Genomic DNA, 26764 nt, shown 5'->3' with positions numbered 1-26764 from the left:
AGCGTACATTATTACTGACTATATATAAGCTGGAGGTGATCCGGGTGAGCAGGACAGCGCCAGAAACCTTAACCTACTCCTTATGCGGTGACGGCGGTGAAACGGATAAATATTATGCGGATGCGGCCGCTTTTACCGATGAGGTCATAGAAAGGATGCGAGTAGAAGAACAGACTATTGATGATTTTGGCCGTTACGTTGCAGAAAATAATCTGAACCCATTCGATTCGGCAGTGTATGCGCTGGAATTCCTTATGATTGGCGTGCTCTGGAGAGTATACGGACGAAGGGCAACGGCAGGAAGTGTATGTATGGGCAAGCTGCTATCCTCCCTTTACAGAATGAGAAACCGAAGTGCAGGTGCAAAAATCGCGGTAGACCGGTTGAAGGGGATTGCCGGAACAACCGTCTTGGCAAGGAGCAGAAGGCTTGCAGTCTCGATTAATTTAAGCCTGTTTAGGAGGATGATTGGTTGGCTTCGGGCAAGCGGAGAATTTGGGCCGGTGAGCAAACGCTTGGCAGTCTGGTTGGAGTTTTTGAACAGTAAGCTGCCAAGTGAGAGCGAGAACATGCTGTCAAGAGCTGAACGGCTCGGCTTCTGGTTTGAACGGGGAAGCAGGGAGCGGCTGGGAGGCTACACGTCTGGGGTAGATGCTTATATTGAAAACAACCGTCAGCGGCTGAAATGGAAAGAAAACCGGATCTTCTGCAGCCGTGAACGGGTGGAATATCATTTGAATATGGTGGGCGCGGAGATTATGAATCGGGCGTTTCGCGGCGGCTTCTTGGCAACCAAAGACAAGAGAGTGTTCCTTCCCGTCTGCATGCGGCATAAGACAAGTGAAGCCTGCAAAGCGGTAAAAGAAGGAGAGGGGTATCTCTGCAGAAGCTGTTCCAAGGAGTGTCAGGTTAATCTCATCACGGCTATGGCTAAAAAGTACGGCTGTAAAGTGGTGATCATCCCGCATGCCTCCACGGCGTTCGGACATCGGCGCATCCGGGAGGGGAGTGTGGGAATTATTGGCATTGCTTGCGTGCTGAATCTCATCTCAGGAGGATATAAAGCGAAAGAAATGGGATATGAGCCCCAGTGTGTGCTGCTCCATTATTCAGGCTGTATCCAGCATTGGCATCCAAAGGGTACCAGGACGACGATTGATTTAAACCGTTTAGAAGAAATTCTGAAGGCTGGGCAAAATTTCGATTCCTGAATACCCAAGAATTCATAAAAAGCTCGCATATCCTAAAATTGTATAAACTGCAAAGGAGGGTTAATCTATGAGCGATTATGGAGTCAAAGGCGGCTTTACGTCGACAAATGCTATCTTGGTTCTCTTTATCCTGTTGGTTATTATTTTGAAAGCCTGCATATTCTAATTGCTCTACTCCCGTAACACTTCCGCCAGCATGCAAGCTGGCGGATTTTTCATAATGGGTGGAAATCGAACTCTCCGGTTCAATGATTATTTTTGCCTATCTGAGGCATATCAGATAAGCGAATCAATTCCGATACCGTAACAAAACGGTAGCCTCTCTTTTTTAACTCAGGTAAAATAAGCTTGAGAGCTTGTCTGGTTTGTGATCGTCCGTGGACATGGTCATGAAAGAGCACGATGTCGCCATTATGCGCATTACGTAGTACCTTGTTTACAATCTTGTACACTCCCGGGCAGTTCCAGTCTTTCGTATCCTGATGCCAGGACCATAAAATCGGCTTTAGGCCCATGCTGTTGGAGATGTTTATCAAGGTCTCATCGTACATTCCTCCCGGCGGACGGAACAGCTTGCTGTGTCTGCTCGTGATTTTGATAATCTCATTTTCCGTTAATTCTAGTTCCTGCTGAACCTGCTTCTGGGAAATAGGCTTTTTAAAGTAAACATGATTGTAAGTATGGTTCGCCAGCTCATGCCCCTCAGCAATAACCCGTCTAGCTACGTCTGGGTAGGAGGCAAGACGCTTTCCGATGGCAAAAAAGGTGCATTTGGCATCATACTGGTTCAGCACATCCAGGATTTGCTCCGTCTCCAGAGGGTCCGGGCCGTCATCAAAGGTCAATGCGATCACTTTTTGGTTGGTATGTACCTCCCAGATCATGTCTCCTCGTTGTTCGTAGTACTGGCGGTTCTTTCTTACGGCGGGATGGCCTAAAGCGGTATTGGTTAAGCATAGTAGTAGCGCAAGTGATGCGGCAATAATTCGCAAGCCTGTTCTCATTCGATTCACCTTTTTTTATTATTAGAGTGCTTATGGACAGGGTGAATTATTCATAAATGCGGCGAAGATAAAGGACGTACTGACAAGCATCAGAGTACGTCCTTTAATGTGTGCATTATTTTACCTGTCAACTTCGTTACCTGTTTTCCCGCAATAGGCATGCAAATGAGGATGTCTGCCGTTGATTGTCGTGCATCCCTCAAACTTATGGTAGTGCCCGCCGCCAGGAAGATCAATGGCTGGTCCGGTTACTCCATGAATAAGGTGGGTATGATTTTGATTAACTGATGTAACGGTATGATATTTGTGTACATGCGGCACACCAGTAGGGGCAGGACCAGTACAGCCGACATATTCATGGCAATGTCCGTCATTTATAGAGGTTTCACCAGAAAAGGGATGGACATGGACAGGGCAGCCATTCCAAGATGTAATATAAAGTTTGTGTGAATGTCGATCATCGTCATCTCCAGAATCCACTACGAATCCAGTAACAGGAATTTTCATTGCGGCTCCTTTCGTCGTGCGAAGTATAGTTATGAAATTAGTTTATGGTGAATCGGGAACCATGAAACGGCTGACACCCATAAAATAAAAACGAAGCAACAATTTACTGATAGCCGGCACAATGCTTACTCTAGACCTGCTGCGTATTCATTTGGTAATATTTATAAACAGACGGATTGGTCAAGCTAATCTGTACAATCCGCTAAATACTAAAAAAGGTTGTGTTACGTTTGAATGGTTCAAAATCTGCTTTTTTATCTGTGCTTAGCAACACTTTTATCGTTGTACTAAAGCTCGTTGTCGGCATTGTAACGGGCTCTGTAGCAGTCGTTTCTGAAGCTATCCACTCATCCTTGGATTTGGCTGCTTCTTTGATTGCTTTTTTTTCGGTTCGTTTTTCTAGCCGCTCCGCAGATAAAACCCACCCTTATGGACATGGAAAAATGGAGAATATTTCAGGAACCATTGAAACCTTGCTTATTTTTGCAGCAGGGGTATGGATTATTTATGAGTGTGTTCATAAAATATTAAACCCTACAGATATTGAACTTCCTTTTTTGGGCATCATCGTAATGGTTGCGGGGGCGGGGATTAATTATATGGTTTCAAGAAGGGTACAGAAGGCAGCAATAGAAACTCATTCTGTCGCTATGAAATCCAATGCCTTGCATCTGCTTACTGATGTGTTCACATCTTTGGGGGTTGCATTCAGTTTATTATTGGTTACCGTAACAGGGTGGACCATTCTGGACCCTATTATCGGAATGATTCTGGCCCTTTATATTATGAGAGAAGCATATAAGCTGCTGAAGGAATCATTCCCTCCTTTGCTCGATGCCAGTCTGACCGAAGAAGAAGAAAACGAAATTCTGCGTGTCATCCATTCATATAAAGAAAAATACATTGAAGTTCATGATTTCCGCACACGGCGATCAGGTCCGGAGGAATATGTAGACTTTCATCTTGTGGTCCCCTCCATTATGGAGATAGAAACCGCGCATCACCTATGCGATGAGATTGAACAGGCGATCAAAATGAAATTTGATCATGCCCAAGTATTAATTCATGTGGAACCCGAGCATGAACGACTGGCGAGTAAGAGCATAGAACATTACAGCAGGTAAGGATATACCAAATAAGCCAGGGGAATTCTCTCCTGGCTTTTGTCTTCGGATCGCTTTAGCGGAGCAATCTTGAAAGCAGAATAATCTCTGCCAACCGAATGATGAGTCTTCTTCTGCGCCCTCTAATGATGCTGCTAAGAATAAGAAAATCCGTACCAACCGACGTGAGAGTACCCGTAAAGGTACTGCCGGTGGTTTTGACCAGCACGCTTTTTCCCTGAAGTAATCTAGCTTTTTCGCGGAATGATGACATGATCGTCAACGTCCCCTTTCCATTTAATATAGGTACGCAATATATTATTCTCGAATTTTGGAACTTGATAGGGACAACGGCGCGGAGCATCACCCAAAATAAAGAAAATGAATAATAAATCAAGGCGGACAGGATACTACTCCAAGGGTGATGAAAAGGAGAAGTGTTGGTGGAACAGTCCATATTGGTTGTTGATGATGAAACCAAAATTTCACGGCTTCTGGAGTTGGAGCTAACTTATGAGGGCTACCATGTTGAGATTGCCGAAACTGGCAGGGAGGGGTTGGAGAAAGCACTTGGCCAGACGTGGGACCTCATCATTTTGGATATCATGCTTCCGGAACTTAACGGTGTGGAAGTCTTACGAAGACTGAGAAAAGTAGATGAATTTACTCCGGTAATTCTGGTAACCGCCCGAAATACCACTTCCGAAATCGTAGCAGGATTAGATCAAGGGGCAAACGATTACATTACGAAGCCGTTTGAAATAGAGGAACTGCTGGCTAGAATTAGAGCAAATATCAGGCTTCGCGGCAATAGGCCAAATCCAGTACAGGAACCGTCTCTTATCCAAATCGATGATCTGGTCATTAATAAATATACAAGAGAGGTGATCCGTGAAGGACACAAGATTGAACTTACCCCTAAAGAGTTCGATCTTTTGGTTTTTTTGACAGAGAATAAAAACCATGTACTCAGCCGGGAACAAATTATTAATCACGTCTGGGGTTTTGATTTTGTCGGGGACACGAATGTAGTCGATGTATATATTCTTTATGTTCGAAAAAAGATTGATTCCGGTTTCAAGAACAAGCTGATCAAAACGGTGCGCGGTGTCGGCTATAGCATCAAGGAGGAGGAAGATTGAAGCTTGGAACGAAAATCACCTTATTGACCTCTCTTTTGCTGATCGTCATTTTATTATGTGTAGACATTATAGTGTATTCGTTATTCATTAAGATTGCCGGCCAAAATGCGGGTGAAATGCTTCTAAGCAAATGGGAGCCTATTATCCAACAAGTAGAATCCATGAACAGTGAGGCCCGGAACGCTCTGCTTTACAATTCACTAACAGAAGATACGCTCATTCGAATTTCCGTCCCCGGTTCCGATTCCATACGCATGATCTCGAATGGCGCTGATTTTAATTTGAATGGGGTGCCGGTTACTTCTAGCAAAACTAGAAACGCCAGACTTTTAAAACATGACGACGAACGAATACTTATGGTCTATATTCCGATGAAGACTGCGGGCGGGACCATGACCTGCTTTGAAATCGCTGAGAGATTAGATGATTTGGAGACCAACATTCATATTCTTGTGACGATATTGACTTTCACCACTTTCGGAGCCGTCATGGTTTGTATGTTGGGCGGAAGCCTGCTGTCCCGGACAGTCGTTAAGCCGATTTCGACCAGCATAAGAACGATGAAGGAGATTGAACGCAGTCTCACCTTTAAGAAGATCCCCTATAAAGGGAAAAGTGCAGATGAGCTATATGAAATGACCGGGACGTTTAACCGGATGATGGACAGACTGGAGGAGAGCTTTTGGAATCAACAGCAGTTTGTCTCCGATGCCTCCCATGAACTCAATACGACACTGATGATCATAGAGGGGTACTCGAACATACTCAGACGCTGGGGAGCCTATGATACAAAGGTGCAGGAGGAAGCTGTGAAGTCCATATACGAGGAAACCAAACGAATGAGGGTGATGACCCAGCAGCTGCTGAATCTGGCTTCCTCCCAGCAAGGAAGGCAATTCATGTTGGATTCGGTCGACCTCATACAAACCTGTAAACAGGTAATTACCCACTTCAGGCAGTTAAGCACGAGAAAATTAATCCTGCATGCAAAGGAAAAGGAAATGGTGATACAAGCGGATCACAGTAAAATAAAACAGCTGTTGATTATTTTGCTGGACAATGCTTTGAAATACAGCACAGCCCCAATAGAATTACATATAACCCAACAGGACGATAATATTCAGCTGATCGTTAAGGATTACGGAATCGGAATTCCCCGGGAAGAGGTTAAGCATGTGTTTGAACGTTTTTACCGTGTCGACAGCTCTCGTCACCGAAAGACTGGGGGAACAGGCCTTGGCCTGCCCATTGCCAAGTCGATTGTGGAGGAGCATCAGGGACGGATTCGGATTAAAAGCCGTGAGGGTACAGGAACTGAGGTTATTGTGGAACTGCCGATATTACATCCCAGCTGGAATAAATAAACAAGCCGCCCCTGAGGATAATCAGAAACGGCTTGTTTAGGCTTGTTCAATGGACCATTAATTTTCGTTTTGCTCGCCATTACTGTCCCCTTGATCCGAAGGAGGATTATCGGATGGTGCAGGGGCGGGAGAAGCTGCGGCCTGACTGCTGTCCTGTACCGGATTCACGGCAGCTTGTCCGTCCGCCAAGACCCGGCGCGCGGTTGTGTAGTGGGAATTCCACCAGCCTGTATTAAGCGGCGTGATGGTAACGCCCCCTTTTCCGAACGTGTGCAGCAATTTTCCATCGCCCATGTAAATGGCTACATGGTGAATAGGGGAATAGAAGAATACAAGATCCCCAGGCTGAAGCTGATCCCTTGGGACGAATGTTCCGACAGTGGACTGCTGTCTGGAAGAACGGGGAATGGACACTCCGTTCTCTTTAAATACAAACTGTGTAAAAGAGGAGCAGTCGAATGCATCGGTTCTTCCGGATTTGGCCCCAAATTGATAAGGAACGCCCTGATATTTCAGGCCGGTTGAGATGACTTGACCCGCAGTAGCAGAAGCCGCAGCTGTAGCTGCATAAGCTGTATTGGTGTTATCCAAAAAGCCTGTCCCTGCTGAGAGCAGAGCTATTCCCAAGCTGATTCCAATACCAAAGTTGCGTAAACGTCTTTTGCTGTAAGTTGTAGTCATATGCTACCTCCTGTTGTTATCTAGGTGATCACCTGAACATACCTTAGCACATTGGAGTTTTACATAAATTGCCAAGGGCTAGATTATAGCTGTCCGGGCAGGAGGTTCCTGTCTTTTATTAGAGTATGATGAGAATTTTCACATCTGTTTCTTATTGACAATGATCACAACGCTCGGCTGCATACCTTGGGACCTGCGGATATGCTCAAAAAGAACACGGCGATCTATATCCGTTCCGAACAGACAAGCATATAACAATGAATGCTGGTTACTTATTTGCGAGTTAAGATTTATTTAATAATCTCTTCACGGTGAATTTAGGATTATAGCTTAGGCTAAATATTGCAAGCTAATTTGTGACGAAGGGAAGGATCGACGTTGAAGAAAACTGGTTATTAACCGGAGGCGTAACTGGCATCAGCGGAACTATCATGTTGGCCACCGGACTGACGGCATTTGCGGGGACCTAAAGGGTATGAAGATTACAAGGCAGGATGATCCAGAACCCGCCGCAGAGCACTGAGAGCGTTACATACCCTCTATTAGTCAATGGCTTATTCATCATAGCAGAGAGGAGTCTTCCATAATATGCACGATTACATTATTGCTATTATTCAAGGAATTGTGGAGGGAATCACCGAATTTTTGCCGGTATCCTCCACGGGCCATCTCATTTTGACTGGAGAACTTCTCGGATTTAAGGGTGAAAAAGCCGACACCTTCGAAATCATTATTCAGCTGGGAGCCATTCTTGCTGTGGCAGTCATTTACTGGCGGCGGATTCTCGGCTTACTGGGGTTAATCAAGTTCGAATCAGACAATGAAGATACCACAGGAAAGCAGAAATTGAATCTTATTCATGTCATACTTGCCTGCTTGCCGGCGATGGCGCTCGGGCTCATTCTGCATTCCTTCATCAAAACGTATTTATTTTCTCCTTATACTGTGCTTGCGGGACTTGTGCTGGGGGGAGTATTCATGCTGTTTGGTCAGAAGAAGAAGATCACGGTCCAGGCGAAGAGCATTGATCAGCTATCCTATAAGCAGGCCATCGCCATTGGTTTATTCCAATGCTTGTCTCTGTGGCCGGGATTCTCACGTTCCGGAGCGACGATTGCGGGAGGGCTGCTGGCTGGAGCAAGCTACAAAGCAGCAACCAATTTTTCCTTCCTAATTGCCATCCCGATGATGTTTGCCGCGAGCGGTTATGAACTGCTGAAGAGCTACCATACATTAACGACAGCCGATGCCGGGTTCTTCATCACTGGATTCCTCGTATCTTTTATCGTTGCGCTTCTGGCTGTTATCACCTTCTTGAAGCTGCTAGATCGGCTAAAGCTCGCACCATTTGCCTATTACCGGTTTGGACTCGCCGCTATATTCTTGATCTACTTGTTGATGAATTAAGCTCTAATGTAGTGCAACGTCTGATGCCTGCGCGGATAAGCATAACGGCTGATCACTCACATTGCCTGAGGATCAGCCGTTTTATTTTCAAGGGAATTTTCACTCCCAGATGTCAATAGGCTGAGTATTCCGGCTTTTTCCGAGAGCATTCAGACCGTACATGTTTTCAATAGTCCGCAGTACCGAGTAATGATTCGTCTTCACCGTGTAAGAGCCTTTCTTGACATTGGCGCCGACAATGATTGTCGGTATTTTGTTATGCTTGCTCATATCGTCTTCATCCCAGGTTACAATGAGAATACTATTATGGCTGTAAGCCCAGGCGACATACGCAGACAAATGACTTTTAAGCCACTGATCCGCTGTCTTGATGCTGCCGTCATGCATATCATTGTTCAGATTAGGAATGACAAACGAGACGGTCGGAAGTTGATTGTAATCCTTGGGGAAGCTGGTTAAAGGCATGTTGATGCTGGCTGGCAAGTTGGTGAAATTAACCCAGGGGTTATGCTTTCTTGCATATTTTGTTTTCAGATCATAAGGACCCGTGTATCCTACTTTGGGTAAACCTTCGGAATAGCCGCCAAAGGTATATCCGTGATTAATGAGCTCAGAGGCCAAGTTGGCATGGTTAGTGGGCTTATGAGTTAAGTCATCATTTACACCTTGATTGGAGCCGGAGAACAATTCAATATAATTCGGCTGGCTCGGATGCTCTATCGCATAATGATTGGTAAGACTAAGCCCCTGTTTGGCCAAGCTGTTAATATACGGAGCCTTGGGATTGTTTAGGATGCTCTGTGAGGAATGGTTCTCTTCGACGACAATCACAATATGTTCAGAAGCAGGTTTGGAAATACTAGATTTGTTCTGGGACAGTGAAGCCGGAGCTGAAAGAGCAACATTTTTCACAGCAGGGTGCACCAGAGAATTTGCCCATAGAGCACATATTGCAATGGACGCCATCATTATTTTGGGTTTGAACATATTTCCCCCTCTTTCGTATATAGACATTGGAACATGTAATATTCTAAACCCCATTTATTAAATTTTTCTAAAGAATGAGTTAACTCAATTAGATATCCAGAAGTTGCCGGTTCGCAAAAGAGCCCAATCGATAAACAGGTCTTGGCTCAAGTTAATGATCAGTTGATAAAAGCTTTGAGCGAGATGGTTCAACATATTGATTAAAATTTTGTCTAACCACGCTGAGCGTGGTTTTTTTTTGAAATTTTTTTGATTGTGATGTGACGATTCAGGCACTTGCACTGTCTAATTCATGTAGAACAAAATCAACACAGGAAACAGAGGGAGGGTGGAGTGACACCATGAGTATGGAGCAAGAGGTGAAACTGGCCAAGCAGGGGGACCGTGAAGCATTTATCCGCTTGACGCGGCAGGTTGAAAATGGCCTGTACAATACCGCACGCGTAATGGTTAAAAAGGACGAGGACATAGCGGACGCGCTGCAGGAGACGATTCTGAAAGCCTATAAATCACTGGATACGCTTCGGGAGCCCGGATTTTTCAAAACCTGGATCTACCGGATTCTGATTAATGAATGCAGCACCATTCTAAAAAAGCGTTCGCGGAGCGTGACCATGGAGACACTTCCGGAAATGCAGGACTCTTCCGATAACATGGCTTCGGTCGAACTATGGAAGAAATTCATCCGACAGAAGAAGGGAAGATGAACCATGAATCAATTTGATCTGGATAAACAGTTGAAAGCAGAAAAGGATAACGAGGCGCCAATGTCCGATTTCGTCCGCGGCCGTTTGGAAGAGACCTATGCCTCAATTTCCGGAGGGAAGATGAACATCGGTGCGCGTCCCGAACGCACAGGGAAACGGCGTTTTCTTGGAACCGGCGCCGTGGCAGCCATCCTTGGTGTAACCTTGTTCGCCTCGGGCTTCGCTTCACCCGCTATGGCTGATTCCATTCGGCAAATTCCGTTGATCGGCAGCCTGTTCAGCTCTATAGAGCGTGATCTTGGACTGCAAAACGCGGCCAATGAAGGCTTGACTTCACAGGTTAACAGCGACGTGTCCTATAAAGATGTGAAGCTGGAAGTTACAGAAACCGTGTTCGACGGAACCCGCGCTGTATACGCGCTGACTGTGGCGGCGCCGAATCTGAAAGACGGAATGTACGTTACGGACAAAGGTCCCGTAAAACTTAGCAGTGCGATTGACGCTATTACCTTTAAGGGGAATGGCGGAGAGTTTGACTCTTTAGGCGGAGGAGGCCAGTATTGGGGAGCGGGAAAAGACCATCCGAATACGATTATTGTTGAGCAAACCCTTAACCCTTCGCCCGAAAGAACAAAATTACGGCCCCGGACGCTTTTGACGCGAAGGTGGAAGTGAAGCTGGCCGGTATCGATCATACCTTTACGCTCAATGTTCCTTTTACGAAGAAGACTGACAATGTCATCAGTCTCAAACCGCATGCGGTCAAAACCGCGGGCGACCTGATCTTTACCGCAAATGCGGTCGATGTTACTCCGATCACCACAAGGCTGGAATACTCTCTGGAAAAAGTGTCGAAAACGCCGCTCTCTAAGCAGGATGAGCATGATCTGATTTATACGAATGTGGCAGTTTACGACGATCAGGGCCATCTGCTGGACCGTCTGGGCGGCCAAGGCGTTATTCAAGGCAACAAATTCACAATAACCGGGCATTATGCTTCCGCAAGCAGTCGGACTAAATATTTGATCCTGAAACCGTTCAAGAACAATGACGGAGACTTCCCGAAGGAAATCAAAAACAGCCAGTTTGTGGACGACCTGGAAATCCGGATCGACCTTAAGAATGCCGCCCAATAATCAGTCCGTTCAAGGAGCGATCTACCTGACAGGGGAGACCGCTCCTATGCTGTGGAAACCTAAAATATAAGAGTCAGTCTTGGTCGGGATCTTTACGCATTCTGCTGCTGTAAAATCACTTTTAGCCCGTTTTTATTCACCAGTAAATCCTCGAGTGTGTATTCGTCAAGCACTTGCAGATAAGCATTCAGCGCTTTCCCGAGAACGCCTTTCAGTCCGCAGACCGGGGTGATCGGACACCCGTTTCCGGCGGGATTGAAGCATTCGACGAGGTGGAAATCGTCTTCCATCCTCCGTATGACTTCTCCGATGTTGATTTCTTCAGGTGCATGCGCCAGCCGGATGCCGCCTCCCCTACCTCTCACCGTTTCGATATACCCCGCTTTGCCAAGTTCATGTGCAACTTTGACCAAATGGTTTTTGGATATGTTATACGCATCCGATATTTCCTGAATGGTTGACCGTTCGCTTCGCTCTTTCGTCCCCAGATACAGAAGAATCCGCAGTGAAAAATCAGTGTACATCGTAAGTCTCATTATTACCCTCCTGTTGAGAGTGATAGTATGTGATTATTATTACATATCAACCTAAATATTTTGTCCATTTTGTTAAAGATGTATTTAAAATATATCTTTAATTTTAGATTAAGTTTATAGTTGAGCTATAGATATTGAAAAAAGGAGTGAATCATCATATTATCCCAAAGAACGAGAGACATCGTCAAATCGACAGCACCTGTCTTGGCAGAGCACGGCACTGCAATTACATCTGTGTTCTACCGGAATATGTTTGCCGCTCATCCTGAGCTACTGAATATTTTCAATCATACCAACCAGGCTCAAGGCCGCCAACAGGCAGCGCTTGCGAATACGGTTTATGCGGCGGCTGTCCATATTGACAACCTGGAGAATATTTTACCGGCAGTTGTCCAAATTGCGCATAAGCACGTCAGTCTCGGAGTCAAGGCGGAGCATTATCCGATCGTCGGCGAGCATTTACTGAAAGCGATCAAGGAAGTATTAGGGGAAGCGGCGACGGATGACATTCTGGGCGCATGGGCGGAAGCCTACGGTGTCATCGCAGATGCCTTTATAAGCGTTGAAGCCAATATGTACAAAGAGTCGCGTGAACAGGACAACGGCTGGAACTTCTTTAAATCGTTTATCGTAGCACGGAAAGTAAAAGAAAGCGACACCATCACATCATTCTATCTAAAGCCGGCAGACGGTTCGAATGTTCCGGAATACAAACCGGGCCAGTACATCTCCATTCGTGTCTCCATACCGGGTGAGAAATACATGATGATCCGTCAATACAGCCTCTCACAGGCGCCAAGACCGGATGAGTTCCGAATCTCTGTAAAACGCGAAGCCGACAAGGATCCAAATGGCGTCGTCTCCATTTATCTTCACGAGCAGGTCCATGAAGGGAATACTATAGAGGTGAGCGCCCCTGCCGGTGAATTTGTGCTAGACACGACGAAAACAAAGCCTGTGGCCTTTATTTCAGGCGGTGTCGGCATTACGCCGATGATGGGCATGCTAGAGACGGTATCGACCATAACGCCTGACCGTCCAACCGTCTTTCTGCATGCTGCGCGCAATGAAGCGCTTGCCGCTTTTCAAGGCGATGTGGAAAAACATACAGCAAATATGAGCAATGTGAAGTACAAAACGTTCTATTCGGATAAACCGGACGGCTACATCTCGCGCAAAGTTCTGGAGGAGTTTATCGATACTTCCGGAGACGTGTATGTATGCGGACCGGTTCCATTCATGGAATCCATTATTCGGGGATTATTGGAAATAGGTTTAAAGAACGAACAGATTTACCATGAATTCTTCGGTCCGGCTATGCAGCTGGATAACAAATAGTCCTTTAAACTCATTGAAAGAGGAACGGTTTGATCAGTACTCATTTCACATTTACACAGCATGACCTTGAAATCATCCAGCAGCGGCGCAGAGATTATAATCGACTCGGCTTTGCCGTTCAGCTGTGTGTACTTCGTTATCTTGGCTGGACGCTTTCTGATATAAAGGAAGTGCCGGTTCAAGTTCTTCGTTATATTGCAAAGCAAATCAATGCCGATGTGGAGTCTTTTACATCTTACGGCGAACGGGAAGCAACGAAATACGAGCACCTGGAGGAAATCCGGAAGGAATATGGCTACCAGACATTTAACTTGAGCGAGTATCGTTCTTTGTGCAAGCATCTTTATAACCATGCCATGGCAAACGGTAATCCCCTACACCTGATTCAGCTCGCACTCGAAGATTTACGTAAACGTAAAATCATTCTACCCTCAATGGCCACGATTGAAAGAGCAGTTTGGGAAACTCGCAAACGGACAGAAGAAAAAATATTCAAGCTGCTTAGCAGTTCACTGACAGAATTGCAAATTGCTAAGCTGGATCGCGTCTTAACCACCATGCCGGAAAGCAGCAAAACTTACTTAGCATGGTTAAGGGAAATTCCAGGTACCAGCTCTCAGGATTCCTTTTTGAAGGTTATTGAAAAGCTTGAATATATACGGGATTTGCAACTGCAAGTTGATACGAAAGGCTTCCATCCGAACCGGCTGCGGCAGCTTTCTAAAATCGGTTCGCGTTACGAACCTCATTCTTTCCGCCGCTTTAATGATCCGAAAAAGTACGCAATTTTAGTAGCGTACCTATTGGAATTGATTCAGGATTTGACAGACTTGGCTTTCGAGTTTCACGACCGGCAGATCTTGATACTGCTTTCCAAAGGGAGAAGCGCCCAAGAGGAACTTCAAAAACAAAATGGTAAATCGATCAACGAAAAGGTTGTTCATTTTGCCGATCTTGGAGCCGCTCTTATTAAGGCCCGAAGTGAAGGTATTGATCCGTTTGTTGCGCTTGATGCAGTTATGCCATGGGATCAGCTTGTCGCATCCGTGGAAGAAGCTAAACGGCTGGCGCGACCCGTTGATTATGACTATTTGGACTTGTTGGAAAGGAAATTCTATGCGCTCCGAAAATAGACGCCAACGCTGCTAAAATCGTTGGAGTTTCGGTCAACCAAATCGGCAGAGCCGCTAATGAAGGCGGTCGATATCATCCGGGATATGAATGAAACCGGAAAGCGAAAGGTTCCGGAGGGCGCACCGCTGAACTTCGTTTCGAACCGCTGACAAAAGCACGTTTATGACGATGACGGAACGATCAATCCGCATTACTACGAAATGGCTGTCCTGACAGAGCTGCGGAATTACGTTCGTTCCGGGGACGTATCCATTGTCGGAAGCCGTCAGCATAAGGATTCGAGGAGTACCTTGTACCGAAAGCTGATTGGAATGGTATCGATCCTAACGCTACAAAGCTTGCCGTCAGCTTGTCCGCAAAGGAATATCTTGAAGAACGGACTAAATCACTTCTTCAAAGATTAAACTGGGTTTCGGACCACATTGACGAGCTGGACGGCGTTAATGTGGAGAACGGGAAATTGCACATCGAGCGATTGGAGAAAGATGTTCCCGATGAATCCCGGAATTTCAGCCTTTCCCTCTATGAGCTGCTGCCACGAATCAAGCTAACGGATCTGCTCATGGAAGTAGCCAACTGGACGAATTTTCATGAGCAGTTTATCACGTTTCCAGTAACCGCGCTCCGAACGAGGAAGAAACGACGATCCTAATGGCTACGCTTATGGCAATGGGAACGAACATTGGGCTTACAAAGATGGCTGAAGCCACGCCGAGCATTTCATATCGGCAAATGGCCAATACAGCGCAATGGCGGCTGTACGAAGACGCAATGAATAAAGCGCAGGCTGTTCTTGTTAATTTTCATCACAAGCTGGCGCTGCCCTCATATTGGGGGAACGGCACGACCTCATCAACTGATGGAATGCGCGTCCAGATCGGAGTTTCGGCGCTTCACGCAGATGCGAATCCCCACTACGGAACCGGAAAAGGAGCTACGATTTATCGGTTCGTGAGCGACCAATTTTCCACGTTCTACACGAAAGTCATCAATACAAACGCTCGGGATGCCGTACACGTCATCGATGGTTTGCTCCACCATGAAACGGACTTGGCCATCGAGGAGCGTTATACGGATACAGCCGGTTATACCGATCAAGTCTTTGGTTTAACGCATCTGCTTGGATTTCGCTTTGCGCCGCGCTTGCGCGACTTGGCTGATTCCAAGCTCTACGCTATCGGGAAACCTTCCGATTTTCCTAAATTGGAGAAGCTGCTGCGCGGACAGATTAATACAAAGATCATCCAGGAAAACTACGATGATGTTCTTCGGCTGGCTCACTCCATCCGAGAAGGCACCGTTTCAGCATCACTCATTATGGGAAAAATCGGTTCCTATGCAAGACAAAACAGCTTGGCTACCGCGCTGCGAGAAATGGGGCATATCGAGAAAACGATCTTCATCTTGGATTACCTTTCAAGCGAGGCGCTACGGCGAAAAATTCATAGAGGATTGAACAAAGGGGAAGCCATGAGTGCATTGGCCAGAGCGATCTTTTTTCGGTAAACATGGAGAACTGCGAGAACGTGCTCTACAAGACCAGCTCCAACGGGCAAGTGCGTTGAACATTATCATCAATGCAATTAGCGTTTGGAATACCGTCTACCTCCAGCAAGCGACAGAACACCGCAAAAAACAAGGAAAGCTTCAGGAAGAACTACTAAACCACATTTCTCCGCTCGGATGGGAGCACATCAATTTCTTAGGCGAATACAAATTCAATTTTAGGCAGAATACGTCTCTCAATTTCTTACGACCGTTGAAACAACAGGAAGTTGAATGACCGGTTGGTCCGGGCTATGCCCGGACTAATGGGCTTAGAGTAAGAAAAAACGCTAAGCCGGTCACATCCGAAGGCTTAGCGTATATTTTGTTTAAATGTTGGCGGGACCCCTAATAGGGGATGCGCGAAGCTTCGGGTTAGCTCATGGACCGTTTCGTCTCCAAATAGAGCACCTGGATAAATTTTTTCGTGTTGATCCGCACTTGAGATTGAGAAGGCTCTACCTCATTTTGCAGCTCCATCATCCGTTTGCGGATTTCGGTGAAATCGAAAAATTTCGAAGCATAATTCTCGAATTTCGGATGCGAGTAATCGGTTAAGCCGAGGGAGGCCACATGAGTCAGAGTCTGAAAAATGGCCCGGCGCACCCGCTGCTCCGAGGCTTTGATTTCCTTGCCCAGCTCAGCGGAGGAAGCTCGGTGTCCAAGTCTTTTTTTGGCGATGCTTGTAAAAATATCTTTAAGTGAAGGGAACGTAAACGAGGACTTATCCGCTTCCGATTCCAGTTGATGCAGAACCTCCAGCATGTCCAATACGTCTTTGCTTCCCGCTTCCCCGATCATTCCGAGTTCTGACAGCATAAAATGGCCGGACGTCACAATTTTGTTCCCGTCATCCGCTGCCCGCTGGTTCTTCGGAGAGCTTGCGAACTGCAAGCCTTGGATCGTTTTCTGGATATCGCTCATCGACTTTTGCAGCCGCAAATGGTCCATTACTTTACGTATAATCTCCAGAATCTCCAGGCGGTTAATCGGCTTGGTGATATAATACTGCACTCCCAGCGAGTAGGCCTCGCCAATCATATCCTTCGATTCAATTTGGGAGAGCATAATGATTTTGCCGCTGAAATCCTGGCCTATTGCCCGTACGGTCTGAATTCCGTCTCGAATTGGCATCAATAAATCAATCATCAGAATATCGACTTTCTTCAGTTCAAGTAGATCATGACTTAGACTCGAGCCGTCTTCCAGTTCGCCGACAACTTCCCCCAGGCCGTAGTCTTCAATGATGTCAGCCAACATCGAACGAACTCCCTCATCGTCATCTACGATAAAAAAACGCATGCTGTCATCCTTTCTGGGTTAACGGATCGATCGGAAGCAGCAGAGTAAATACCGTTTCTCCTGTTTCCGGGTCATCCTGCAATTCAATATCCCCTTGAAGCTCCTGGACAACCTCCCGGATGTAATACAATCCCATTCCTGTGGAGGGTTTTCCTGAAATATCATACTTTGACGTGTATCCCGGTGTAAAGACCAGCTTCTTCTTCCTGTCCGGGATGCCGGGCCCGTTATCACTGACCTGAATATCAATCCTGTCGTCTGCACGGCGGACCCGAATGGCGATGGCCCCTTCCTTGGGAATGGCCTCCACCGCATTGGCCGCCAGATTGTTCATTAAAGATAACAGGGTGTACACGTGCAGGGGAGGAAACGTACCGTTCACCCGGATGCTGAATTGAATCGTTTTGCCTAAAGCTGCGGCGTATTTGTCATTCGTCCGGACAATGAGCCGCGCGATATCCAGTGGGTCCATATAGTCAGACGGTCCTTCGTCGGCGATCAGCTTGGATAGTCCGGCATAGATTCGCTGGTTGTCTTTTTTGATCTCATGAACCTGTCCCGAAAGGCTCAACGCTTTCCGCGCCAATGGGTCCAGTTCATCCAGGGAATGAACTTGCTGTAATTGACGGTACAATTCATAGCAATCTCTCGTAATATCTTCCGCGAACTGCAGCGTTTTTTTGAGCTGAACCGACTCTTCATATAAATTCGACACGAGCAGAAGAATGCGTTCCTTCTCTTTGCGCTGCTGCTCTTCGGCCAAGACGGATTGGCGTAATTGAATAAGATTGAAGAAGCCCAGGACAAAAAAACTGCGAATGACCGCGATGAGCAGCAGCTTGCCTACCACCTCAACATTCATCTGTCCCATAGAATGGAGGTGCCGGACCGAAAACTCAACCAGATTGGCGATAATTTCAACCAAGATGCTCAGAACCCCGACCCGCACCGGCCGGTACGGGAGCTGGTTTAACCGGAGGAGCTGGAACAATCCGGCATATGCCAGGTAATAAAAGAACACCGGAAAATGCTTCAGATACAGCGCTCCGATGGAAACATCCGCCTGAACAAAAGAATCCCAACCGATGCGGAAGGCCACAACGAATATGCCGACGAGAAGTCCGGATAAAGCAGGTGGGATTCTTTGAATCCATAACAGGAAAAAGAAAAACACAGGTATGGCCATACTCACGCGAAATTCATCTTGAAATGGAAAGAATTTTAGCTCGCCGGCCAGAGGAACCGCAATAAGCATAAGGACTAACGCAGCGATATTTGTTTTCAACACGAAACACTTCCAAATCTAAAAAGAATGGTATTTATAGGATGGTTCATATTGTAGCATCAAATGACACGCTTTTATGCAATTTTCTAACATGTCAGTTTAAATCACATGTATTTAATTTGTTGTTGTCCATTTTTGTAGATTTCAGTAGATGCCGGTTTAGGATGAAATTAGTAATGTGACCTATAATAACATTTTGACGTTTCAAGGAGTGATTGAATGAAGAAAATAGGACTGGCTTGGCAAATACTGATTGGACTCGTATTAGGGATTACGGCAGGCGCATTGTTTTATGGGAATCCCTCCATTGAAAAGTTTCTACTGCCGATTGGCGATATTTTTATCCGGCTGATTAAAATGATCGTCGTTCCCATCGTCGTGTCTTCGCTCATTGTCGGCGTGGCGGGAACAGGGAGCGTCAAGCAGCTCGGTAAATTAGGCGGAAAAACGATCCTCTATTTTGAAATTGTGACGACCGTCGCCATTGCCGTCGGACTGCTCGCAGCCAACCTGCTGCAGCCGGGATCGGGAGTGGACATGTCCCATCTGGCCAAAACCGATGTTCACAAGTACATGGATTCCGCGGAACAAGTGAGTAGTCACGGCTTTGCGGATACCTTTGTCAACATCGTGCCAAGCAATATTGTCGATGCCCTGGCGAGAGGGGATATGCTGGCGATCATCTTTTTCTCCGTCATGTTCGGTCTTGGCGTTGCTGCCATTGGAGAGAAGGGGAAGCCGGTGCTTCAGTTTTTCAACGGGGTCATGGAGGCGATGTTCCAGCTCACGAATCAAATTATGAAATTTGCACCGTTTGGCGTCTTTGCGCTAATCGGCGTAACCGTTTCGAAATTCGGGATCGCTTCACTCATCCCGCTCGGTAAGCTGGTGTTCGTTGTCTATTTATCCATGGCGTTCTTTGTAATCGTGGTACTCGGCCTCATCGCCAAACTGTGCGGGACAAGCATTTTTGCCATCGTCAAGATGCTGAAAGATGAGATTATTCTTGCCTATTCGACCGCAAGCTCCGAGACCGTGATGCCTAAAATCATCGAGAAAATGGAAAAGTTCGGTTGTCCCAAAGCGATTACCTCTTTCGTCGTTCCCACCGGCTATTCATTTAATCTGGACGGATCTACGTTGTATCAGGCGCTTGCGGCGCTGTTCATTGCCCAAATGTACGGCATCCACATGCCTCTGACCACTCAAATTACGTTGATGCTCGTATTAATGGTCACCTCCAAAGGGATCGCGGGCGTACCGGGCGTTTCGTTTGTAGTCCTGCTTGCCACGCTCGGTTCTGTCGGGATTCCGCCGGAAGGACTGGCCTTTATAGCCGGAATCGACCGGATTATGGATATGGCGCGGACCGTCGTAAATGTGCTGGGCAACAGCTTGGCCACCGTGGTCATTTCCAAATGGGAAGGCAAATTTGACGCCGAGAAAGCGAAGAAGTATTTGAAGTCCAAACAAGCTGCCCAAGACGCCGCCTAAACTGAAGGAGGTAAAGGAGAACCGTGTGGATTCCACAAATCAAGGCGTCGAAATGGAGAGGATAGAAATAGAGAACAGAATTCTCCGTGTAAAATGGAGGCTGCCCACGTTAAAAATCGGGCTGCGGACAATCAAAACGGCGGTAGGCGTCAGCCTGTCCGTCATGGTGTCCCAACTGCTGCAGTTGCAGTATTTTTCTTCGTCCGGCATCCTTACACTTTTATGTATTCAGAAATCGCGCCGCAAATCCATACAAGCGGCGGTAAGCCGTTTTTTCGCTTGTATCATCAGCATGTTTTTCGCTAGCGGCATCTTTTTCATCTTTGGATATTTTCCCTATTCTTTTCTGATTCTGATGCTGCTCTTTATCCCGTTATGTGTCCGGCTTCGGATTCAGGAGGGGATCGCCAGCAGCTCGGTCATCGTGATGCACGTCTATATGCACAAGGAGCCGTCGCTTGCTTTTTTTGCCAACGAGTTTCTCGTGATTCTGGTTGGTCTCGGCACAGCGCTGATCATCAACGCATATATGCCGAACATCGAGCGGCAGCTTAATCGCTGCAAGGAAGAGGTCGAGCTGCTGTTTCAGGCTCAATTGCAGGAAATCGCCGCTTATTTGAAGGATGGGAACAGGCCTTGTGATGTCAAAGCCATGCAGCGGCTTTCGGATGTCTTCAAGAGGGCCAAGTCGCTGGTGCTGCTCTATAACGAAAACCATATTCTTGGCAAGGACGAATTGTATTCTCCCTATTTTGAGAAGAGGGAACAGCAGTACGACGCGCTTGCCCGGATGATGCCTTACGTATCCCGGATTACCGTTCAGATGGAGCAGCGGGAGCGGATCGGCGAATTTCTGCTCACTCTGAGCAGTAGTCTCCGCAAGTCCGGATGGAGTCCGGGCCTGCATGAAGATTTATGCAAAATCAGACGGTATCACAAGCTTCTTCCCATGCCGCAGTCCCGCAAGGAATTTGAAGACCGTGCAAGCTTATTCGTCGTGGCCAATGAATTGGAGCTTTTCCTAAAAGCCATTTAGTCTATCAGATGTTTCGATTTGAATCGTAGTGTGCGAAATTCCAAACGTTTCTTCGATGCGCTTGACAGCCGCCTGCAGGATCTCTTGATTGTCAGCTTGCGCATCAACTATTAAATGGCAGGTTAGCGAATCCCGCCCTGAAGTTATCGTCCAAATGTGAAGGTCATGCACATCGCGTACCCCTTGGATTGTCAACAGCATTTGTTTCACTTTGCCCGCATCAATAGTGATCGGCGTGCCTTCCATCAATATATGTACTGACCATCGGATGACGCCCCAGGCGCTTTTGAGAATAAGCAGAGCAACAATGACACTGATGATAGGATCGGCCACATACCAGGAAAACAGCAGCATCAATAGGCCGGCAATTATGGCACCTACTGAACCAAGCGCATCGCTGAGTACATGGAGGTAGGCGCTGCGGATGTTAATGTTATCTTTCACATCCCCTTTACGCATTAAGAACCAGGCGCTAAGCATATTGGCAATCAATCCAATACAGGCGATGAGCATCATCGATCCGCTCTGTACTACAGGCGGTTCCAAGAAACGCTGGCATGCTTCCCAAATAATAAAGCCCGAAATGACAAACAAGCTCACGCCGTTAAATAGCGCAGCTAAAATCTCTAAACGAAGAAAACCGTATGACTTATTGGAAGAGGCGGGTTTCGCTGCAAGCCACATGGCCAACAGGCTCATCGCCAGCGCAGCCGAATCACTTAACATATGGCCCGAATCCGAAACAAGCGCCAAACTGCCGGAAATCAATCCTCCAAAAAACTCTAACAGCATGATACCGGTCGTAATGATAAATGCGATCATTAGTCCTGCTTTGTTGCTGGGGCCATGATGATGCCCGGGACCGTGGGAATGATCATGAGCAGAATGATTAGTTACGTGGTCATGGTTATGTTCATGATGATGGTGAGCATGCTGATGTTGTCCCATAAAAATCCTCCTTAATATAAACATATGAGCAATTGTTCATATATAATATACGATTACTTCCCGCAAAAAGGCAAGATGATATTTGGCATTTGGGAGGAATATACTTTTTTCATGGTAAACTGAACCATTTCTTCTACTAATTCGTACTATACAGTAGTTTAATACGAGGAGGTAGTTCAATGAAGAAAAGGTTAATTTGGTTGCTGACGGCCGTACTTGCATTTACTCCGCTTGTCCCCGCTGAGGCGATAGCGTCGAGCAGCAAAGTAGTCGTCTCAAATCAGGGACTAGAGAAGATCGCTTCTGAGAAAGCGGCGCTGTTAACCAAAAATTACGGTACGGTCAGCGTCCAGTATGCACTAATTGATAACGGCGAGATTAAGGTGTCGGGACAGACAGGGGTAAACGATAAGGCAGGGAAAATCCCGCTAAGTAAGACTACCATGTATGGAATTGGATCGACGAGCAAAATGTTTACGGCCGCCGCCGTCATGAAGTTGGTAGATGAGGGGAAGATCAACTTGGATACCCCCTTAGTGCAGTACATAACCGACTTCAAGATGAAAGATGAACGTTATAAGCAGATTACCCCGCGCATGCTGCTGAACCATTCCTCTGGCCTGCAAGGCAGCAGCTTGAGAAATTCTGTTCTGTTCAATGATCCAGACACGTATGTTCACGATACGCTGCTGGAGCAACTGTCTACCCAGAGCTTAAAAGCGGACCCGGGCGCCTTTTCCGTGTATTGCAATGACGGATTCACGCTGGCCGAGATTCTTGTAGAAAAAGTTAGCGGCATGGATTTTACCGCATTTATCCATCAATATTTTACCGGACCGCTAGAAATGAACCATACGAAGACGCCGCAGGATCTACTGGCACCAGGCAAGTTCGCCGCTCTTTATTTTCCCCCTTTTGAGAAGCAGCTGCCGAATGAAACGCTCAATGCCATTGGAGCTGGCGGAATATATTCCACCGCAGAAGATCTGGTACAATTCTCACAAATATTCACGGGACAGAAGGACGGTATTCTCTCGAACGAGGCGGTCCGTGCAATGGAGCAGGAGGAATACAAAAGAGGATTGTGGCCCCAAGAAGCCGACAACTCGATTGACTATGGGCTTGGCTGGGACAGCGTAAGGCTGTTTCCGTTTAACGATTATGGAATAAAGGGTTTAAGCAAAGGCGGAGATACGATTTTGTATCATTCTTCTTTTGTTGTCCTTCCCGAGCAGAACATGGCTGTGGCAGTGCTGTCGTCGGGTGGCAGCAGTTCGTTAGATGAGTTGCTGGCGAGTGAGCTGCTTCTTGAAGCATTGAAAGAGAAGGGCACGATTAAAGAAATTAAACCCGAGAAATCATTCGGTACGCCGGTTAAAGCCGATATGCCAAACGACGTCATGAAGTACGCAGGCTATTATGGTACCCTCAACCAACTGGTTAAAATTGATATCAAGGACGGGGTTCTGTCCATATCGGTGCCGAGCATGCCTGGGTATCCGGAGCAGAAGTTTGTATATACATCGGAGGGGGCTTTTGTTAACCAGGAAGGCAGTGCCAAGGCTCGTTTTGTAACGGAAAAAAATGGACGCACCTACCTCTGGCTCGGAGAATATACGACCATTCCGGGTTTGGGACAACTGGCCTTATCTCATTATTTAGCTGAGAAGCTCGAATCTAATCCAATATCCACAGAGACAGCAGAGGCATGGGCGAAGCGGGAAGGCAAAACCTATTACCCTGTGAGCGAGAAGTTCAGTTCGGTCATGTACATGATTATGTCGACCCTCAAAATCACCCGGGCTGACGATCTACAAGGTTATTTTTTGGATAAAAAAATAACCGGCCCAAATACGGCAGAGAGCCAGCATCAAATTCCTGCCATGGGAAGCCGGGATACGGCTGAATACCGTTTTTACACAAAAGACGGGATCGAGTACCTTGAAGCCGCTGGAAGCTTGTATGTCAGTGAGGATATCGTAAAGCCGCTATTTGCGGGGAAACATTCAGCGGTTACTGTGCAAGCGGATGGCAACGCCAGATGGTACAGAGTTCCCTCCACCGCAGCCGGTAAGAAGATGACCGTCGCAACACCAGCGAAAGGCGCTTTTGCAGTGTATGACGCCCAGGGAAAATTCGTGAGCTACACCGTAATCAGCCGCAATAATAAAGTGGTTTTGCCTAAAAATGGAGCGATTGTATTTGCAGGCGATCCCGGCACAGTATTCCGCATTACCTTGGAGAAGTAGTTTGCTTACGGACTGATTTTAGTTTCGGAGATACTCCCTCATAACGATTTGGTAACCAACAAGCTTCTTTCCCGTATAAAGTAACAACATGATTAACTAAAAAAGAAGCAGAGGTAATGAATCGTATGGCAATGAATCGCATAAATGAGGGATTTTCAGATATTTCCGATACATGGTACCGGATGGCAGAGCAGAAGGCGGCTCAGTATTTTGCCTCCCTTTACGGGCAGGTGAAGGAGAAGACGTATGTGCCTGTCCTGACCCAAGATATTGAAGCATGGACACGAAACCATGTTCGTCATCGTTCCTGGTGGTCTTATTTTTCGCAAGGAAAGCAAAAGCCGGGCACCCGGGATTATCACCGATATATCGGATGGCTGAATTATACGGGCAAACTGGACGATTATCTGGATCGCAGCGTTTCCTACATTTACATGAGAGATCTCGGTAAAGCTCTGGATTCTCCCGGCACGAAGGCCCGGATTCGGCAGGTGGTTACCGGCATCAAAACCCATTTGCTTCATTCGGCCGGAACGAACCGGGGAGACCAGCCCGAGTTTATGAGCCTGGCCGGGTTTTACCGATGGGCGCAGAAGGAAGGCGTCGAGGCCGCCGCGATTTGGGTGATCGACAAACTTAAGAACGTCTCCGTCCATATTCCGAAAGAGCTGAATGCCGAGCAAGCCCAGCGTAAACTGATCAAAATTATTCTCGGGGTTGTTCTGCATGTGATTGAGGAGATGGGGGAGGAAACGCCGCCTGCGGAACGTTCAAGGAGACTGGATGAAGCCATCCGGCTAGGGTTTTCCTACGGACTGACCTATCCTTTTATTGACGATCTGCTCGATTCCCAGCTCTTGACCGCCGGGGAGAAAGAACGGTACTCCCGTATGATAAGGACCGCGCTTCTCACCGGGATTGTGCCGGAGCTTGGCGGGTGGACCGGAGAAAATGTGGAGTTCATAAAGTATGTACACGCCGAGCTCTGGGATGCTTTTGAATATATTAAGGGTCTTCAGCGTCCGGAGACGGTGAGTACATTTTTCGAGCAGTCGTATGTGTTTTTTCAATCCCAGGATATTGACCGCGAAAAGGACCTGTCCTGCGCCAATTACACCAACGAAGAGCTGTATGTCCCCGTCATTATAAAATCCGCATCCTCCAGGCTGATCGTTCGTTCCGTAATTCACGCTTCCGTGGATGAGGGCTTCGATCATCGTACGTTTTATTATGGTATCTACAACCAGTTGGCCGACGATTTTGCGGATATGTTCGACGATATGGGGGACGGCTCGGTAACGCCTTATACGTATTTTTTAAAATACCATAACCAGCGTCCGGATCTCATCAATCCTTACGAATTATACTGGACGGTCATCTCCCATCTGATCCATAACGTCTACCGCTCCGACACCAAGACCCGTGAGGTGATTCTGGATCGCGCCATCAATGGACTGAAACGCTGCAAAGAACGCTTGGGCGATGATAAGTATAACGAAGTTATGAATATTTTTGCCTCCGGCGATCCCGAACTCAATAGTCTCATCCAAAAGATGGTCCGAAAAGCGGAGGATGTTGATTTCTTCGATAAGCTGCTGCGGGACCAGATGAATATCTTTTTGAAAAACGACCGGCAGGAAAAGGAAGATTTTCAGACTACGGTTAGGACAGTCCGCGATCAAATCAACAGTCTGCTGCCCATTCCCCAAAATAACGGGACTCAGCCGATGGAAGATCCGCTTACCGATGCCGCAAATTACAGTCTCGAAGGGGACGGGAAGCGGCTGCGGCCGATTTTGACCTGGGTTATGGGTGTTAACGAATATGGACTGAACGCTTCGGCCATCGCGCCCCTGCTGAGATCACTCGAATACATGCACACCGCATCCCTGATCTTCGACGATCTGCCGTCCCAGGATAATGCGTCCACCCGCAGAGGACGACCAACCCTGCATGAGGTGTATGACAGCGCAACAGCGGAATTAACCGGCCTGTTCCTGATCCAGCGGGCGATCAAAGAACAAGCGTCGCTTGACCGGTTCGACGCGAGAGCCGTGCTTGCCTTGATGCAGTATTCGGCCGGGAAGGCGGAAGAAATCTGCAAGGGACAGGCGATGGACCTGCAATCCAAAGGCAAAGCATTGACGCTTGCAGAGTTGAACCTACTGTGCTTTTACAAAACCGGCGCCGCCTTTGAAGCTTCTCTCGTGATGCCGGCCATACTTGCTCAGGTGGAGGACCATGAGATCGCGGCATTGAAGAAGTTCGCGTATCATGCGGGCATTGCTTTTCAGATTAAGGATGATTTGCTTGATGTGGAAGGCGATCGGCTCGTGCTCGGCAAACCTACCCGACAGGATTTGGATAATAACAGTTCGACTTTTGTATCCGTCCTTGGACTGGGTGGCGCCAGAAAAGAGATGTGGGAGCACTACTGCCTGGCCGCTGAGGCTTTGAGAGAGGTGCCCCGGAATACCGCGTTTTTGAAGCATTTGCTGGATTATTTGGTGAACCGTGACCGTTGAAATCAAATAATAGATGAAGCTGGACAGGAAGCTACTCCAAAGCGGGTAGTTCCTGTCCTTTTTTATCTTGGAGACCATGTACGTATGAGACGAGACTAGAGGACAATATTTATCTCAATAGGG

The 26764-nt window shown here is 47.1% G+C and carries 21 protein-coding genes and 2 pseudogenes; 15 read left to right on the top strand and 8 right to left on the bottom strand.

All coding sequences use genetic code 11. The features are described 5' to 3' along the window. The first annotated feature begins 44 nt into the window (after positions 1 to 44). Positions 45 to 1211: a DUF116 domain-containing protein gene (locus tag VK70_RS09930; RefSeq protein WP_025694811.1), complete on the top strand. Its 1167-nt coding sequence runs from the start codon at positions 45 to 47 to the stop codon at positions 1209 to 1211. 67 nt (positions 1212 to 1278) lie between these two features. Further along, positions 1279 to 1377 (top strand): sporulation protein YjcZ, encoded by a 99-nt coding sequence (locus VK70_RS27160; RefSeq protein ID WP_081754774.1) that lies wholly within the window; start codon positions 1279 to 1281, stop codon positions 1375 to 1377. Positions 1378 to 1456: 79 nt separating this feature from the next. Here the strand turns inward: VK70_RS27160 and VK70_RS09925 are convergent, their stop codons facing one another. Next, positions 1457 to 2215: a polysaccharide deacetylase family protein gene (locus VK70_RS09925; protein ID WP_025694810.1), complete on the bottom strand. Its 759-nt coding sequence runs from the start codon at positions 2213 to 2215 to the stop codon at positions 1457 to 1459. A gap of 120 nt (positions 2216 to 2335) precedes the next feature. Continuing rightward, positions 2336 to 2722, bottom strand: coding sequence for a YmaF family protein (locus VK70_RS27155; RefSeq protein WP_081754773.1), 387 nt, complete (start codon positions 2720 to 2722; stop codon positions 2336 to 2338). 230 nt (positions 2723 to 2952) lie between these two features. Between VK70_RS27155 and VK70_RS09920 the strand changes: the two genes are divergently transcribed. The 3 genes from VK70_RS09920 (at position 2953) to VK70_RS09905 (ending at position 6331) form a co-directional block, all read left to right on the top strand. Beyond that, complete coding sequence (locus VK70_RS09920) at positions 2953 to 3846, top strand: cation diffusion facilitator family transporter (protein ID WP_025694809.1); 894 nt, start codon at positions 2953 to 2955, stop codon at positions 3844 to 3846. A 422-nt stretch (positions 3847 to 4268) separates the two neighbouring features. Then, a complete protein-coding gene (locus VK70_RS09910; RefSeq protein ID WP_025694807.1) occupies positions 4269 to 4967 on the top strand; it encodes a response regulator transcription factor in 699 nt (232 codons plus the stop codon). Further along, a complete protein-coding gene (locus VK70_RS09905) occupies positions 4964 to 6331 on the top strand; it encodes a sensor histidine kinase (RefSeq protein ID WP_025694806.1) in 1368 nt (455 codons plus the stop codon). The genes VK70_RS09910 and VK70_RS09905 overlap by 4 nt, the downstream gene beginning before the upstream one ends. Positions 6332 to 6517: 186 nt before the next feature. Here the strand turns inward: VK70_RS09905 and VK70_RS09900 are convergent. Beyond that, positions 6518 to 7012: pseudogene (locus VK70_RS09900) on the bottom strand (C40 family peptidase); the annotation flags it as partial. 588 nt (positions 7013 to 7600) lie between these two features. Between VK70_RS09900 and VK70_RS09895 the strand changes: the two are divergent. Further along, on the top strand, positions 7601 to 8419 hold the full coding sequence (locus tag VK70_RS09895) for an undecaprenyl-diphosphate phosphatase (protein ID WP_025694804.1): 819 nt from the start codon (positions 7601 to 7603) through the stop codon (positions 8417 to 8419). Between the two features lie 99 nt (positions 8420 to 8518). Here VK70_RS09895 and VK70_RS09890 read toward each other — a convergent pair whose 3' ends face one another. Beyond that, a complete protein-coding gene (locus VK70_RS09890) occupies positions 8519 to 9331 on the bottom strand; it encodes an alkaline phosphatase family protein (RefSeq protein ID WP_046724186.1) in 813 nt (270 codons plus the stop codon). Between the two features lie 416 nt (positions 9332 to 9747). Here VK70_RS09890 and VK70_RS09885 point away from each other — a divergent pair, with 416 nt between their 5' ends. The 3 genes from VK70_RS09885 to VK70_RS26430 are packed head-to-tail and all read left to right on the top strand — an operon-like array spanning position 9748 to position 11249. Beyond that, entirely contained in the window at positions 9748 to 10113 is a 366-nt protein-coding gene (locus VK70_RS09885) for a sigma factor (protein WP_025694802.1), read from the top strand. 3 nt (positions 10114 to 10116) lie between these two features. Then, on the top strand, positions 10117 to 10788 hold the full coding sequence (locus VK70_RS26435) for a DUF4179 domain-containing protein (protein WP_051505020.1): 672 nt from the start codon (positions 10117 to 10119) through the stop codon (positions 10786 to 10788). Next, the gene (locus tag VK70_RS26430) at positions 10785 to 11249 is read left to right on the top strand and encodes a DUF5643 domain-containing protein (RefSeq protein WP_051505017.1); all 465 of its coding nucleotides are present in this window, start codon (positions 10785 to 10787) and stop codon (positions 11247 to 11249) included. The genes VK70_RS26435 and VK70_RS26430 overlap by 4 nt, the downstream gene beginning before the upstream one ends. 92 nt (positions 11250 to 11341) lie before the next feature. Here the strand turns inward: VK70_RS26430 and VK70_RS09875 are convergent, their stop codons facing one another. After that, on the bottom strand, positions 11342 to 11785 hold the full coding sequence (locus VK70_RS09875) for an RrF2 family transcriptional regulator (protein ID WP_025694801.1): 444 nt from the start codon (positions 11783 to 11785) through the stop codon (positions 11342 to 11344). 156 nt (positions 11786 to 11941) lie between these two features. On the opposite strand from VK70_RS09875, the gene hmpA reads away from it, so the two are divergent. Together hmpA and VK70_RS27150 are read left to right on the top strand one after the other, a co-directional pair. Then, positions 11942 to 13123: an NO-inducible flavohemoprotein gene (gene hmpA / locus VK70_RS09870; RefSeq protein WP_025694800.1), complete on the top strand. Its 1182-nt coding sequence runs from the start codon at positions 11942 to 11944 to the stop codon at positions 13121 to 13123. Positions 13124 to 13155: 32 nt separating this feature from the next. Further along, positions 13156 to 16040 (top strand): annotated as a pseudogene (locus VK70_RS27150) (Tn3 family transposase); the annotation flags it as partial. A gap of 137 nt (positions 16041 to 16177) precedes the next feature. Here VK70_RS27150 and VK70_RS09850 read toward each other — a convergent pair. Beyond that, positions 16178 to 17104, bottom strand: coding sequence for a response regulator (locus VK70_RS09850; protein ID WP_025694797.1), 927 nt, complete (start codon positions 17102 to 17104; stop codon positions 16178 to 16180). Positions 17105 to 17108: 4 nt separating this feature from the next. After that, positions 17109 to 18392, bottom strand: coding sequence for a sensor histidine kinase (locus tag VK70_RS09845; protein ID WP_324607991.1), 1284 nt, complete (start codon positions 18390 to 18392; stop codon positions 17109 to 17111). Between the two features lie 216 nt (positions 18393 to 18608). Between VK70_RS09845 and VK70_RS09840 the strand changes: the two genes are divergently transcribed. Continuing rightward, positions 18609 to 19883: a cation:dicarboxylate symporter family transporter gene (locus VK70_RS09840; RefSeq protein ID WP_025694795.1), complete on the top strand. Its 1275-nt coding sequence runs from the start codon at positions 18609 to 18611 to the stop codon at positions 19881 to 19883. Between the two features lie 25 nt (positions 19884 to 19908). After that, positions 19909 to 20919: an aromatic acid exporter family protein gene (locus tag VK70_RS09835; protein WP_025694794.1), complete on the top strand. Its 1011-nt coding sequence runs from the start codon at positions 19909 to 19911 to the stop codon at positions 20917 to 20919. Here VK70_RS09835 and VK70_RS09830 read toward each other — a convergent pair. Then, entirely contained in the window at positions 20905 to 21867 is a 963-nt protein-coding gene (locus tag VK70_RS09830; RefSeq protein ID WP_036639373.1) for a cation diffusion facilitator family transporter, read from the bottom strand. The genes VK70_RS09835 and VK70_RS09830 overlap by 15 nt on opposite strands. 179 nt (positions 21868 to 22046) lie before the next feature. Here VK70_RS09830 and VK70_RS09825 point away from each other — a divergent pair, with 179 nt between their 5' ends. After that, on the top strand, positions 22047 to 24116 hold the full coding sequence (locus VK70_RS09825; RefSeq protein WP_025694793.1) for a serine hydrolase domain-containing protein: 2070 nt from the start codon (positions 22047 to 22049) through the stop codon (positions 24114 to 24116). Between the two features lie 131 nt (positions 24117 to 24247). Beyond that, entirely contained in the window at positions 24248 to 26641 is a 2394-nt protein-coding gene (locus tag VK70_RS09820) for a polyprenyl synthetase family protein (protein ID WP_025694792.1), read from the top strand. Positions 26642 to 26764: the final 123 nt, after the last annotated feature.

It is taken from the genome of Paenibacillus durus ATCC 35681 (genome assembly GCF_000993825.1).
Lineage (GTDB): Bacteria > Bacillota > Bacilli > Paenibacillales > Paenibacillaceae > Paenibacillus_AQ > Paenibacillus_AQ durus_B.
This window is presented reverse-complemented; position numbering and strand designations above follow the sequence as displayed.

What these genes read in the sequence shown, in the direction of transcription:
- VK70_RS27160 (WP_081754774.1), top strand. Translation starts at nt 1,279, where the DNA reads ATGAGCGATTATGGAGTCAAAGGCGGCTTTACGTCGACAAATGCTATC.
- VK70_RS09925 (WP_025694810.1), bottom strand. Translation starts at nt 2,215, where the DNA reads ATGAGAACAGGCTTGCGAATTATTGCCGCATCACTTGCGCTACTACTA.
- VK70_RS27155 (WP_081754773.1), bottom strand. Translation starts at nt 2,722, where the DNA reads ATGAAAATTCCTGTTACTGGATTCGTAGTGGATTCTGGAGATGACGAT.
- VK70_RS09895 (WP_025694804.1), top strand. Translation starts at nt 7,601, where the DNA reads ATGCACGATTACATTATTGCTATTATTCAAGGAATTGTGGAGGGAATC.
- VK70_RS09885 (WP_025694802.1), top strand. Translation starts at nt 9,748, where the DNA reads ATGAGTATGGAGCAAGAGGTGAAACTGGCCAAGCAGGGGGACCGTGAA.
- VK70_RS26435 (WP_051505020.1), top strand. Translation starts at nt 10,117, where the DNA reads ATGAATCAATTTGATCTGGATAAACAGTTGAAAGCAGAAAAGGATAAC.
- VK70_RS09875 (WP_025694801.1), bottom strand. Translation starts at nt 11,785, where the DNA reads ATGAGACTTACGATGTACACTGATTTTTCACTGCGGATTCTTCTGTAT.
- VK70_RS09850 (WP_025694797.1), bottom strand. Translation starts at nt 17,104, where the DNA reads ATGCGTTTTTTTATCGTAGATGACGATGAGGGAGTTCGTTCGATGTTG.
- VK70_RS09840 (WP_025694795.1), top strand. Translation starts at nt 18,609, where the DNA reads ATGAAGAAAATAGGACTGGCTTGGCAAATACTGATTGGACTCGTATTA.
- VK70_RS09830 (WP_036639373.1), bottom strand. Translation starts at nt 21,867, where the DNA reads ATGGGACAACATCAGCATGCTCACCATCATCATGAACATAACCATGAC.
- VK70_RS09825 (WP_025694793.1), top strand. Translation starts at nt 22,047, where the DNA reads ATGAAGAAAAGGTTAATTTGGTTGCTGACGGCCGTACTTGCATTTACT.
- VK70_RS09820 (WP_025694792.1), top strand. Translation starts at nt 24,248, where the DNA reads ATGAATCGCATAAATGAGGGATTTTCAGATATTTCCGATACATGGTAC.